The organism is Niastella sp. OAS944 (genome assembly GCA_024809215.1).
GTDB lineage: Bacteria > Bacteroidota > Bacteroidia > Chitinophagales > Chitinophagaceae > Niastella.
The window spans coordinates 321,019-334,413 of record JANUBW010000003.1 but is presented as its reverse complement, the minus strand read 5'-3'; the positions used below and the strand labels follow the sequence as shown (position 1 = coordinate 334,413).

The following is a 13,395-nucleotide window of genomic DNA, read 5'->3' as shown; positions in this document are numbered from 1 at the left end:
ATTCCAAAGCTCACGCCTGATGGCCAAGCTGTTAAACTTTTGAGGACGGAGGTAATTATTAATCTCAAAGCTCGCGAGCTATTTCACGTTTCACGTTTGCCGTTTCTCGACGCAGTAACAGTTTATTTTATCCTAAAAACCCTATATTTGAATCATGATCCTTCGTTTACCATCTTGCTGTTGTTGCTGATTCAATTCGCCGTTCTGGCGGGATACTTTACTTTTGCATTTACCGGCTTTAAATTAACAATCATCAGACTGATCAATGATTTTTTATGAGTGAACTGAAAGTGCTTAATTCATATACCAGGCAAAAAGAAGTGTTTAAGCCTATAACGCCTGGTCATGTGGGATTGTATGTGTGCGGACCAACCGTAAGCGGTGAAAGCCACCTGGGGCATGCGCGGCCGTATGTAACCTTCGACGTTATTTATCGCTATCTTATGCACCTCGGCTATAAAGTACGTTATGTACGTAATATTACCGATGCCGGCCACTTTGAAGAAGAAGGGCGGGAAGCGGAAGATAAGATCGCCAAAAAAGCGGTGCTCGAAAAGCTGGAGCCCATGGAACTGGTGCAGAAATACACCAACCTTTTTCATTGGGGTATGAAACAGCTCAATAACCTTGATCCCAGCATAGAGCCTACTGCCACCGGCCATATTGTTGAGCAGATAGAAATGATAAAAAAGATCATGGAGGAAGGCTACGCCTATGAGGTAAATGGCTCGGTTTATTTTGATGTAAAAAAGTATGCAGAAAACTACCCATACGGTAAGCTCAGCGGTCGAGTAATGGACGAAATGCTCGAAACTACCCGCGAGCTGGAAGGACAGGATGAAAAGAACAACAAAGCGGATTTTGCCTTATGGAAGGCGGCCCCTGAAGAACATATCATGCGTTGGGTAAGCCCCTGGGGCGAAGGTTTTCCCGGCTGGCACATCGAGTGCTCGGCCATGAGCAATAAATACCTGGGCAGCGAATTCGATATTCACGGTGGTGGTATGGACCTTCAGTTCCCGCACCACGAAAGTGAAATTGCCCAAAGTACCATTTGCAATAAACATGTGCCCGCCCGTTACTGGTTGCATAATAATATGATCACCATCAACGGCCGCAAAATGGGTAAAAGCTACAATAACGTGATAAAGCTAACGGAGTTGTTTAGTGGCCAACATCCGTTGCTCGAAAAAGCCTATAGCGGACAAACCATTCGCTTTTTTATTCTGCAAACACATTACCGCAGCACGCTCGATTTTAGTAATGAAGCATTGCAGGCATCGGAAAAAGGGTTGAAGCGCCTGTGGGAAGCGTATGAAGTATTACGTAAGCTGGAAGTTACCGGTTTAACCGCTGAGGCCGGCGATAAAGACCTGGATAAGAAGATCACAGAATTACTGCTTGAGCTGGATGAATTCATGAACGATGATTTCAATACCGCCAAAGTACTGGCCAATATGTTTGAGCTGGTGCCGGTAATAAACTCAATAAAAGACAAACACATTGCGCCCACCGCTCTTAGCGCCGGCACAATGGAAATGTTGCAGAAGTATTTCAAAACATACGTTGAAGATATACTGGCGCTCAGCGGCGATGTAGAAAAAGAAGATGGAAAGCTGGAAGGCGTAATTGGATTGTTGATTGAAATAAGAAAAGAAGCCAAGGCAAGAAAAGACTATGCCACCTCTGATAAAATTCGCCAGCAGTTGCAAGGCCTGGGCATTTTGCTGAAAGATGAGAAGGATGGTGGAATAAGTTATTCGTTTGCGTAAGAAAACAGCTGCAAGCTTTAAGCTGCAAGCAATACAAAAGGTGCATTTCCCTGAGATGGATGATGCACCTTTTTTTATTAGTATTTATTATTTTTTTAGCAGGGCTGTATTGGCTTGTGGCTTGCAGCTTGAGGCTTGTAGCTGTATTTCATTTGCATATTTTCTCATTTTCAAATTTGCACATTTGCCTTTTTGCTTGCTCTGATCATTTCTCTTTTACCCGGCGGTCCAGGTATTTTTTCAACATGAAAACCTGCTGCCAGCAGGGCGCGGCGAACATCTCCTTTACTGCAATAGGTTACCAAAATACCATCGGGCGCCAACATGCCCAGCATACGTTCAAACACTTCTTTGGTCCATAGCTCAGGTTGAGCGGCCGGTGCAAATGCATCGTAGTAAATGATGTTTATTGGCTCGCTGGGCGTATAGTTGGCCAACAGGCTTTTTATCTTTTTAAACGAAAAGAAATTAGTGATCTCCTGGGCTTTGTTCCATTCACCTGAGTGCAACGATTCAAATACCGGTTGCCAGAACCCCTGGGCCAGGGCTTCGCAATAATTCAGTTTTTGCGTAATGGCTTCTTCGAGGGGGAATGCTTCAATGGTTTCATACATCACCTTGCGTTGCAGTCTTTTTGCTTCCAGTAATGAAAGCAGGGCATTGAGGCCGGTGCCAAAACCCATTTCAAATATTACACAACGGCTGGCGGCGCTATGTTGTTCAAACCAGTACTTCAATCCCGATTCAATGAACACGTGCAACGATTCCTGTATAGCCCCATATACCGAATGGTACGAAACTTCCCACTCGGGAATAGCTACAGAATGAGAACCATCTTTTGTAACGATCAAATTTCGTTGCATGAACACAAAATTAACGGCTAAATTGCATAAGACGGTACAACAGGTATCGGCCTTGTGTAAACCTACAATAAATATGGATCACGAACATACCTTACACCTTTCCAAAGACAGGAAATTAAAAAAGCTCATAGAACACAATGGGGTTTTCACCCTAACCAAACGAAAAAATGTTTGCATATACCTCTGCGCTTCTATTATGAGCCAACAGCTTTCAACCAAGGTGGCAGATGTTATTTATCAGCGGTTTTTGAACCTGTATGGTACTAAGGAACCAACGCCCGAACAGATACTGAATACGGCGCCCGAAACTTTACGCGCTATTGGTTTATCGAATGCCAAAGTAAGTTATGTGCATAATGTGGCGCGCTTTGCCATTGAGCAGGGCATGGACCATCGCAAGCTGAATAAAATGGATGATGAAGAAGTGATCGTATACCTGTCGCAAATAAAAGGCGTTGGCCGCTGGACGGTTGAAATGCTGTTGATGTTTGCCCTGGCCCGCCCAAATGTATTTGCCCTTGACGACCTGGGTATTCAAAATGCCATGATAGCCCTGTACAAACTCGATCGCACCAATAAAAAACAGTTCAGGGAAGACATGCTGCGGGTAGCAAAGAAATGGGACCCCTATCGCAGCTACGCCTGTTTGTACCTTTGGCGCTATAAAGACAACCCGCCACCTTTAAAGAATAAATAACCGTATTGTTATTGGAATGTAAAAGAGCCGGCACCTGTTAAACCTTTGAAGCAATTGGTATTCCCATGCGAAAAGAAATATGAAAAAGGGAATACTTTTAGGCCTTATACTGGTGGCTTGCTTTTATGAAAGTAATGCCCAATATGGCGGACGCTACGGTCGGGGATACCGGCGCGAACGATTTCAGGAGATACAAAATTTCAAACCCTCGCTCGATGTATCCATTGGCTATGGGTTTCCCAATCTCGATAAATACTTACTCACCGATTTCTATAATTATTACCAGGGAAGTACTACCCAAACGGGCCCTGTGATAGCAAGCGTCGATTATCATTTTACACCCCGTATGGCCATTGGCGTAATGGTAAACTATGGTAAGGTAAGCAGGCCATATTATAATGCCTATACCGGCGAACAGGATTTTACCGGAAGCATAACCAACACTGCCTTGTTATTGAATTTTACGCGTTATTTGGGCAGCTCGCAAAAGATACTACCCTATACGAGAACAGCTATTGGTATTAATACCGGCACCAGTAAATATGTAACCAGCGATGGCGGCAAGGCTGCAGATACTGATGAAGGTACTTCATTGGCATATCAGGTGGGGATGGGTGTTCAGTTCAATGCTACCAAAAACGGCGGTTTCTTTGTAGAAGCAGGTTATGGAAAGTATATTTTATCGGGTGGGTTGAAGCTGAGATTTTGAACGGCAATCGGCAATCGGCAATCGGCAATGCGTCCGAAACTTAGGGCCTCGCTATCGTGAAACGTGAGACGTGAGACGTGAAGGGTTCGCTTAATTTTGAAGCTCGCACTTTGGCTGCAACAGGCTTAAATTTCGGGCGGCGTATGAGCTTAAATAAATCTGAACAATCGCGAGCCATTCACGATTCACGATTGCCGATTCACGACTTGAAATGAAAAAGCCCCTGCATATACAAGGGTTTCCACTATATTTCACGTTTGCCGTTTCACGTTTCACGACTGAAGCACCGCGCTTCCTTCCTCCACCTGTTCTCTCAATTCCTTAATGGTCATATTATATAATACGCTGTTGCGGTTTTGTACCCGTTGCACCAGGTGCACGTGGGCTATAAAGTTTTGAACAATGGCTATTTTATCGCTTGGCGTAACCACCAGTAATTGCAGGTGAAGCTGTTTACACAACTCCATCAGGTATGTTGCTTTTTCCTCATCCTGGTTACTAAAGCTTTCATCTACTGCAATAAAACGAAGGCTGCGGCTGTTCTTCCCTTCGCGGGTGATACCAAATTGATAAGCAATGGCACTACATAAAATGGTATAAGTAAGCTGGGCTTTTTCACCACCCGAAAGCTGTCCCATTTGACGGTAGGTTTTCTTCAGCTCATCGGTATTGCGGAATTTTTCATCGGCCCAAAATTCAAACCAGTTACGCACGTCCATTACTTTATTACGATAGCTTTCATTTTTGTCAAGTTCATCTATCAGCGGCCTAACCTTTTGGGTAAAGTGTTTCGATTTGTCTTCAAAACTGCTTTGTTGCCAGTTGGCGGCCTGGGGCAGCGCATCGAGCAGGCGGGCGCGGAACTCTTTAATATCAGTTCCGGCAGGCACGGGTCTTTTTCCCAGCTGAATATAAGTATCGGGCAGGCGGTTGAAATTAATACCGCTTAACGACTGGTTCAGGCGGGTAACGCTGTTATTGATATCGCGCTCCCATTTTTCCATTTCTTCGTTCAGTCCGCCGATCTTATACGTAATAGTGTCGTTGATATAACTTTCAAAATCGTGTTTGTATTTGGGCAGGTTCTCATGCACCAGTTTGGCCAGCCAGTCAATGTATTCATTGGCATAGGCCGCATCTTCGGGCAGGTGTTGTACATCGCCATCCCATTCGGGACTGAATTTATTTTTTATTTCAGTTGAAGGGTTCTTGATGCGGTTGATGCATTTGTTCAGCTGGGTTTCTTCACGATGCAGTTCATCTTTTTGTTTTTCGTGCAAACGCGTTTTATCCTGCTTAAGCCCATCGTATATTTCATCGATATTATCGAGGGTGATATTCGATAGCAGGGCTGCCTGTTGTTGTTGAAATTGTAACAGCCCGTCTTTATCAGTTTCATTAATGTGCTGCAACAGTGGCTGAATAGCTTCCTGTTGTTGCTCGTATTGTGCAACGCGGTCTTTTAGCCTGGTTTCATCTATCAGTAACTGGCCGCGTTGGTTTTCGGCCTCTTCTTTTTTCTGTTGAATATCCAGCAACTGCGCTTTTAAATTATCCAGGTCTTTATTGGCTTTGCGTAATCCGTTTATTTGTTCCTGCAACTTATGAATGCTGCGTTGAACGCCGGCAATATCAAGTTCAGTAAAGCCTTTGTGATCGCGAATGCGGGTAATGGCATAGAACTGTTTTTGCAGCCGTTCGTCTTTGCTCTTGCATTTATCAAGCGTTTCTTTGGCTTTCACTACCTGGTCGGCCAGTTGGTTGCGCTTCTTTATCAGAAATTCTTTTTTCTTTTCATTGTTCCAACCCATTACATACTTACTGGGGTCGTTCTTACCGTTTCGGTCGTCTTTCTCGTGGCGGCTTTTGTTTTTTATAAGGCCGTTAAGCGTGATGGCTTTATCGTACCTGTCGAGTGTTTTTTCATCAGTTATACATACGTGATCATAAAAGCTGATAATCTGTTGTTCAACCCAGTCGCTTAATTTGTTTTCGGAATAAAACTCCAGCTTATCGGCAACGGAATCTTTGGGGGCATTTTGCACCAGTGGAATTTCCGTTACGTGATCGTACACCAGGCGAATACCCAGGTGGGTGTTGTTTACGTACTTGTTTACTTTTTTATAGTGTTTGTCGGGCACCAGTAAGCGCAATGCAAACGGCCGCAGTAGTTTTTCCAGTGTGGGCTGCCATTCCATTGCGTCGCCCCGCACCTGCATTAATTCACCGCAATAAGGAAGGTCGTTCTGATCGAGGCTCAGCGCGTCGCAGATCTGTTTACGAACACTTATAAGGTTAGCGGGAATATTGTTTCTGCTTTGCAACAGGTTGTTCAGTTCATCCTCTACCTTTTTCTTTTCTACATCCCATTTCTCTTTATTGCGTTTGGCCGAATATTCATCTTCTTCGTTAAGGCGTTGTTTGGTTTCCAACTCCAGCCTTTTTCTGTTCGATTCTTTTACAATCCGGTTGTAAGCGCTTTCATCGGTGGGTTGCTTTTCTTCAATATGCAGTTCTTCGCACCAGCCGGTGAACATGGCCAGGTTTTCGGTAGCCTCCTGTTTTTGTAATTCCAGTTCCTGTACTTCTTTTTCCAGGTTCTGCATACGCTGGCCGGCCTTGTTTTGATCTATCTGGTTCTTTATTACACGCTCTTCTTCCTGCAGCTGTTCATATGTTAATTTAACATGCTGCTGTTTTTGCTGAATATCTTTAATGGTGGCATTGTTCTCTTCAATGGCCTGGTGTAATAATTCGTTGCGGGTAAAGCTGTTCCAGATCCTGGCGGTTTGCAGCAATTGTTCCGACTGTTCTATATCATTCTTTAAAGTATTATAAGCTTTGAAATGCTGTTCAACGGGTGTCAGCAACCGTATCTGCTCTTCGGCTTTTTCAATGTTACGTTGTGCATCCAACAGGGTAGCCAGGTGTTTTTTCAGGTCCTGAAACGATTCTTCCATGTTCCGGGGCTCAAGCATGTGCATACGGATAAACTCATCGAGGTTACCCAGTACTTTAATACCTACGGTTTGGTTAAACAGTTGCAGGGCCTGCACGCTTTGCATACCCAGCACATGCACCAGTTGCTGGGCATATTTGCTGGCGGCATCAAACCACTCTATTTGTTTACGGCTTCCTTTATTATAACGTTGATCGAGCGTTCTTTTCCATTGGCCGTTGAGATCAAAAGGTTTAAAGTCTACGTCTATGCTTAAGGGCTTATGAGCAATGCCAAAAAGCCTTTTCATATCGCCACCCGAAAAGTACCGTACCTGAAAAAGTGTTACTGTTTGCTCGGCTTCGTTGGCAAAATGCGCCAACAGAATGCTATAGGCTTCGTCTTTATTTTCGCGCAGGTACAGGGTTTTCAACGAACCGGTGCTTTCACTGTTCATACTACCATAGCCACCCATTACATAGGTTTCTTCGGTACGGTCGCCCTTCTTTTCACTACCACTACTTTGGTTATAAAAGCGGTACTTTTTTTCGGGAACAATTAGTGTGAGCAGGGCATCAACAAAGGTGGTTTTACCACTACCGTTTGAGCCGGTAAGCAAACTGGTTTCGCCCATTGGCCTTATACTGTGCACCACATCATCGAATGTGCCCCAGTTGAAGATCTCCATATATTGTAACCTGAAACCGCTTTTCTGACTATCAGTGCTGAAAACGTTTAACTGCATAATTGTGTACTACTGCTAATTTTTAATAGGGCTGTTGTTCCTGTTGAGTTTCCTGGGTTATTCCTTCCTTCGCTTCTTTATACCGTACCAGCTGCTGATAGAAATGGTCCAGGTCTTCGGTGCTTACTTTGGCTTTTATTATCTTTTTTATGCGGAACTTCTGTTCGTCGGGAAGGTCATTTGTTTCGGTTTTATCGAGAAAACCATTTTCTTCGGCTTTATCAATCAACCGGTCTATTTCTTTAAGGAACTTTACCCGGCTGGCATTTTCTTTAAAGAACAGCTCGGCGTATTCTTTTATCTCCCGGCGTTTTTTTATCAGTTCGCGGTTGGTGGCTTCGCCTACTTCAAACTCGGCCATCATTTCGCGCAACAAAACCATCATTACGCTTTCTTCATAAGTAAGAGAACGTCTTTGGATCCAGCTAACCGGGTTCTCATCTTCTTCAAAAGGGTAATGCTTTATATAGGCATAGCCGTCCTGTTCATCGAGCACAAGGGCCAGGCCCATTTGCAGTAGAAAACCGGTTAGTTCTACTTTGTATTGGATCAGTTTTTCCCAGGTGCTTTTCTCCACGTATTCAACGGGGCCTTTCAAAAGTTTTACAAATACCGATGTGTAGGGTAATATTCTTTGCTGGGTGCTCATTTCAGTTATTTACTAAATAATAAATAAGGTACTTCTACAAATTTGGTGGCAGCTTCATTTATGGGTATATGTTCACTGGTATTTTGTATCACCTGTACCCGGCTTGCCTTATCGCGCAGGAAACCAAAATAACTTACTATTTCTGCAATTCCGTTCTCCAGTGGCTGCTGCTCCAGTATTTCTTTAAGCGTAGCGGTTTGTTTGTCTTTCAGGGTGTTCTCCACTTTTTGCCACAGTCGCTTTTTATCAATATGCGTGGTGCTCACCATACGGCTGAAGCGTTCGGGATCGGCTATTTTTTCGGTGGCTGCTACGGGTTGTTTTACCGCAACCTTGTCTTTCTTTTGTTCAAACAGCAGCTTCCGTTCCATCAGCATTCTTATTTCTACCCCTTCATCTATACTAATTCCGGCTGTTACTTCCTCGTCTTCCATCAGGTCAAAGATCAGTTCCTTAATGTTACCTATTTGGTGACGTAACCTTTTATGGCGGGCAATTTCTTTTTCAGAGATAATGCGGCTCAGCTTTTCGGCCATTTTATCGTTGGCATCGTACACCGTTTTTCCCTGTTCAAGCAACAATGATTTAATGTTTTGCAGAAACTGGTCATCGGCTTCAATACCACGGTCTTTTAAAAGGTCGAGCAATTGTTCAGTAAGTTCTTTCCAGTCTTGCTGGCCGGCGCGGGAAATAAGGAAATCCCAGAATGCATAAAAGCTTTTACCCTGGTTGCTATTACGCAGGGCATCATACGCTGCAAAGGCAAAGCCTACAATGGCGCCTTTGTTCTGTTCAGCCTTTGTATGCTGTTCAACAATGGCGCGGTGTATTTGCTTAAAGTTATCTTCTACTTCCCTGAAATCGCTAATAAGGTCGTAGCAAAGGCGGGTGAAAAGATCGAGCCGTTCCTGTACCTGCGAGTTGCTGTAGTTTGCGGGTGCAACGCCCAGTTCTATTGCTTTTATTTCTTTATCAATTTCGGCGCGGCGATCTTTTAACATTTGCAACCGCTTGGGGCGGTCGTCTTCTGTTTTTTCAACAATATCCTGTAAGGAATTGAACAATAGTTTAAACCGGCTTTCGGTTCCCACGTGGTTGCGCGCTGTTAGCGACATCAGCCACTGAAATACTTTTTCAGTATGGGCGCTCAATTGGTATTGAACATTGCCTTCGGCATCCTGCAGATCCTGCAGAATTCTTTTTTGCACCCAGTTTAAAATATATTTACGGCTGCGGGTTTCCTCATCCTCGCCAAAAATGATCTTGGCCTCCTCAAAATCTTCATCACCGTCTTCCTGGTGCGAAAGGGCTTCTGATAATAATTGTATTAACGTGTCTTCCTGAATAACAAATTTGTTCTCTTCTTTATATACATGGTATAAAAAAGGTAAATACCAACGGGCGCTTCGGGAGCGAAGCATTTGTACGGCAGGGCTGGCAGTAAGTAAATACAGTAGGTCTTCCTGTTTCATATTCACAAATCCTGTACTGGTTTTCCGGTTAATACAGAACGACTAAAATAGGCCAATTCTACAAATTCTATAATTTATCTGTCCCCGCATGTGTATAAATTCTTAGGTGGGTAATACCCAGATACATGAGTGGCTGGTCACCACGGGTGACAAACTACTCTATTAAAAATCAATTAGGTATTGGAATTATCAAACGTTTTTTTCTATCTTACGAACCTCAATTTGTAGCCCATTCCTATGCGTCTTGTAAAACAAAGTATCCTCTATTTTAAAGAGGGAAATTCCGATAAAGTTTATGAGATCGACCTTTGCGATGTAGGTAATGATAAATATGTGGTGAACTTTCGCTATGGTCGCAGAAATGCCAAATTAAAAGAAGGCAGTAAAACACCGGTGCCAGTGTCCCTGGCCGATGCAGAAAAATTGTTTGGTGAATTAGAGGACGAAAAGATCTCAAAAGGCTATACAGCTTCTGAAAGCGGCGTTTCTTCAATACCCACTTCTGCTAACTTCAAACTTGCTACCGAAACAACCATTGGCGCCAGCTTTATGTCGTTACCAGCCGGGCGTACCAAAGGAATTCTGCAACGTTTATATAATGCCGTTCAGGGTAATACCACTTCCTATAAAACAAAATGGAAACTTACCCGGGTAATATGGAAGGCTGGTGAATATAAGATCCCCGAAGCCGCTCAATATATTATTAAGTTATATAATAATGGCGATGTACTGCATCAGTATAGCGCTACCTGGGCGTTGGCGCGTTGTGGTAATGAAATAGCCATACCGGCATTGCAACAGATCTTTAAAGAACATGCATCGCCGCTGGTAAGCAAAATAGCCGGCGCCGGCTTGTTATTGTTGTTAAAGGCACAGGCTAAAGAAGAACATCTTACCCATTACCTTAATTCTTTGCCCGAACCAATAAAGGCTGCCATTGAAGGCAATCAGGAGAAAGAGCTAACCGCTTTAATACAGGAAAGAGTTGAACAACAACAACCACAATATAACTGGCTCGAAAGCCTGTACCTTGTTTCTGTTGAAAAAAGATGGCTGCGCCCCATTGTAAAGAACTTATTACTGCAGGTGCCATTAAAGCCAAACTATTTTAAACATGTACGGTCTGTTTTTAAACAGGCCGAACTGTTAGATGATTTTGAGATCTCGGGCATGCTGGTATTGCGGTTTGAGCGCGAGCGCGAAATGTTTGTTCATCACTTTTCGTTGAACGACCAGCGCGGTGAGAATTATTTTGTACAAACCAGCAGCTATGTGAACCCGCACAAGGAACTAAGAAAAACGAACAGCCGGCTGGCTTATTCACAACGAACCCGCCGGTATTTACGTTACCGGGTAAACCGCAGGTTGCAGATGTATGGTAACCTCGATAGTACCGACTATGTAAAACTGGCAACGGGAATTTTGCTCTCTTATAATAAAGAAACCGATTTTAAGGAGTCATATTCTACCTGGGATTATAAATGGAACGGCCGCAACTATGCGAGAACGGAGATCCGTTTTCCGCAAAATGCGCATGCCTTCTTCCTGCATAAAATATTAAGCGGCGATCATCCCGAACTGTTATTGTTGCATACCGGCATTTGGCGTATTAAAACAGAGCAGGAGCTGCTGGCCAATAAGCCTCAACAACAATCACCTGGCAATAAAGAAGGTGGCGGACTGTTAAAGAAGATCACCGGCATTTTTGGTAAGAAAAAAGAAGACGGGCAGCAGGGAAATGCTGGCAACCCACAACTTAGTGTGCCAAATGAGAACGGTACCCCGTTCCTGCATTTATGGAACAAACTACCGCAGTCGTACGTGCAACTATTGATGGATGCCCAGCTCGATGAAATACATGAGTTTGCACAGGGCGCTTTGATTGCGCACCCACAGTGGAATGAGATTAAAGGGAAGCTTGATAAATATGCCTGCAAAAAATTATTACTTTCTCCTTTCGAAATACCTGCTGCATTTGGTTTGCAATTGACCGTTGAGAAATTCGCCGGCAAACAGGCCGATCTTGACCTCATTATTGCCATGCTGAACTCGCGCAATGCAGATGCCCGCAATAAAGGAAAGGAATGGACTGCCCAATACCAGCAACATTACCTGCAACAGAGTGACTTTATCAAAGACCTGATCTTTGCAGCTGATGCCGATATTGCTGCCTGGTCAAAAGGATTGATAAAGAATGGCAACCTGGGTAAGGATATTAAGAATGTAGTAGTGGGTAAATCAATTGCCCAATTGATGGCCATCGTTGATTTTACACCAGCGAACGAACCCATTATAAAACGTGCATCTGATACGCTGCTTGAGTTGTTTGATGAGGAAATACAACAGGTCCCACTTTCTGTTATAGCCGATCTGCTGCAACACGAAGTGCCACCGGTTCTTATATTCGGGTTAAGCCTGTTAAGAAGAAAGAAACAGCCGGGTAATTTGGCGGAGTTGAGTAAATCATTGCTCTTTGGTTTATTACAACATTCTTATGCACCGGTTCGCGATATGGGCATAGCCTTACTGAACGACATGCCCGAAGATATTTTGCTGCAACATTGCGATGCGATGATTACATGCATTACCTCACCTTTTGAGAATGTTAGGCGTGGAGTGGCCTCTGCTATTGATCGCATGGCGAAAAAGGATGGGCGTTTTGGAGAAGCGGCGGCCGAGGTGTTAATGCCTTATTTATTAAGGAAAGAAACCAGCGAAGGGTTGCATAACGACATCAGCGCACTTTTATGTAATGAGCTGAGTAACTTTTTGCACTACGCCAATAAAGAACTTGCCCTAAATCTGTTATACGGTAATTACAATGCTGCGCAGAATGTAGGTATCGTAATACTTGAAAAATATACCGATCCCGCCCAATTGACCCTGCCACAGGTGATAGCGCTTGGCGCACACGAAAACCTGAATGTACGGGAGTGGTGCTGGAAGTTTTATAAAGAGCAGGTTGCCCGCATCAAGTACGAAAAAGATACAGCGGTTAAACTGATTGATAGTAAATGGAAAGATACCCGGCAGTTTGCCATGCAATACTTCAGGGAACAATTTACCGCCGACGACTGGACACCCGAAGCGCTCATTGCGCTGGCCGATAGTGTAAAGCCCGATATTGAAGCATATGGCCGCGAACTGATCACCAAGTTCTTCACCGGCGATGAGGGTACCAGCTACCTGCTGAAATTAAGCCAGCACCCCAGCGAGAACATGCAATTGTTTGCTACCAATTACCTCGAACGTTATGCTGCTGATGATATAGAAAAGATACAATCGCTGGAGTTTTATTTCCGCTCGGTATTAACGAGGGTAAATAAAAGCCGCATTGCTAAAAACAGGATCTATCATTTCCTGTTGGTAGAAGGCCGTAAGTCGGAAACCGCCGCCAAAGTAGTTGGCGCCATCCTTACCGATGTTTCTGCCATTGCAGCCATTGGCGATAAGGCGAAATGTATTGAGGTGTTGTTGCAGTTGAAGTCGCTGTATGAGGTAGAAACTCCGTTGGTAGTGAAAGCAATTGAAGTGAGAGGCTAATTAATAG

General features: G+C 44.0%; 8 protein-coding genes. 4 read left to right on the top strand and 4 right to left on the bottom strand.

Annotated features, from left to right (window positions below):
• Window positions 1-275: 275 nt before the first annotated feature.
• On the top strand, window positions 276-1,772 hold the full coding sequence (gene cysS / locus GGD38_RS15915) for a cysteine--tRNA ligase (protein ID WP_375297233.1): 1,497 nt from the start codon (window positions 276-278) through the stop codon (window positions 1,770-1,772).
• A 170-nt stretch (window positions 1,773-1,942) separates the two neighbouring features.
• On the opposite strand, the gene mnmD is transcribed toward cysS, so the two are convergent.
• On the bottom strand, window positions 1,943-2,635 hold the full coding sequence (mnmD, locus tag GGD38_RS15910; RefSeq protein WP_375297232.1) for a tRNA (5-methylaminomethyl-2-thiouridine)(34)-methyltransferase MnmD: 693 nt from the start codon (window positions 2,633-2,635) through the stop codon (window positions 1,943-1,945).
• Here mnmD and GGD38_RS15905 point away from each other — a divergent pair.
• Both GGD38_RS15905 and GGD38_RS15900 read left to right on the top strand, forming a co-directional pair.
• Window positions 2,634-3,332, top strand: coding sequence for a DNA-3-methyladenine glycosylase family protein (locus tag GGD38_RS15905; protein ID WP_375297231.1), 699 nt, complete (start codon window positions 2,634-2,636; stop codon window positions 3,330-3,332). The genes mnmD and GGD38_RS15905 overlap by 2 nt on opposite strands.
• Before the next feature lie 79 nt (window positions 3,333-3,411).
• Window positions 3,412-4,041 (top strand): hypothetical protein, encoded by a 630-nt coding sequence (locus GGD38_RS15900; RefSeq protein WP_375297230.1) that lies wholly within the window; start codon window positions 3,412-3,414, stop codon window positions 4,039-4,041.
• 272 nt (window positions 4,042-4,313) lie between these two features.
• On the opposite strand, the gene GGD38_RS15895 is transcribed toward GGD38_RS15900, so the two are convergent.
• From GGD38_RS15895 to GGD38_RS15885, 3 genes are read right to left on the bottom strand one after another with little or no spacing between them, the layout of a single operon-like run.
• Window positions 4,314-7,724, bottom strand: coding sequence for an ATP-binding protein (locus GGD38_RS15895; protein WP_375297229.1), 3,411 nt, complete (start codon window positions 7,722-7,724; stop codon window positions 4,314-4,316).
• Between the two features lie 22 nt (window positions 7,725-7,746).
• Window positions 7,747-8,373 carry a DUF4194 domain-containing protein gene (locus GGD38_RS15890; protein ID WP_375297228.1) on the bottom strand — a complete coding sequence of 209 codons (627 nt, stop codon included), beginning with the start codon at window positions 8,371-8,373 and terminating at the stop codon, window positions 7,747-7,749.
• Between the two features lie 5 nt (window positions 8,374-8,378).
• Complete coding sequence (locus GGD38_RS15885; protein WP_375303703.1) at window positions 8,379-9,845, bottom strand: DUF3375 domain-containing protein; 1,467 nt, start codon at window positions 9,843-9,845, stop codon at window positions 8,379-8,381.
• 237 nt (window positions 9,846-10,082) lie between these two features.
• Here GGD38_RS15885 and GGD38_RS15880 point away from each other — a divergent pair, with 237 nt between their 5' ends.
• Window positions 10,083-13,388: a hypothetical protein gene (locus tag GGD38_RS15880; RefSeq protein WP_375297227.1), complete on the top strand. Its 3,306-nt coding sequence runs from the start codon at window positions 10,083-10,085 to the stop codon at window positions 13,386-13,388.
• Window positions 13,389-13,395 lie beyond the last annotated feature (7 nt).

What these genes read in the sequence shown, in the direction of transcription:
- GGD38_RS15890 (WP_375297228.1), bottom strand. Translation starts at nt 8,373, where the DNA reads ATGAGCACCCAGCAAAGAATATTACCCTACACATCGGTATTTGTAAAA.
- GGD38_RS15900 (WP_375297230.1), top strand. Translation starts at nt 3,412, where the DNA reads ATGAAAAAGGGAATACTTTTAGGCCTTATACTGGTGGCTTGCTTTTAT.
- cysS (WP_375297233.1), top strand. Translation starts at nt 276, where the DNA reads ATGAGTGAACTGAAAGTGCTTAATTCATATACCAGGCAAAAAGAAGTG.
- GGD38_RS15895 (WP_375297229.1), bottom strand. Translation starts at nt 7,724, where the DNA reads ATGCAGTTAAACGTTTTCAGCACTGATAGTCAGAAAAGCGGTTTCAGG.
- GGD38_RS15905 (WP_375297231.1), top strand. Translation starts at nt 2,634, where the DNA reads ATGAACACAAAATTAACGGCTAAATTGCATAAGACGGTACAACAGGTA.
- GGD38_RS15885 (WP_375303703.1), bottom strand. Translation starts at nt 9,845, where the DNA reads ATGAAACAGGAAGACCTACTGTATTTACTTACTGCCAGCCCTGCCGTA.
- mnmD (WP_375297232.1), bottom strand. Translation starts at nt 2,635, where the DNA reads ATGCAACGAAATTTGATCGTTACAAAAGATGGTTCTCATTCTGTAGCT.
- GGD38_RS15880 (WP_375297227.1), top strand. Translation starts at nt 10,083, where the DNA reads ATGCGTCTTGTAAAACAAAGTATCCTCTATTTTAAAGAGGGAAATTCC.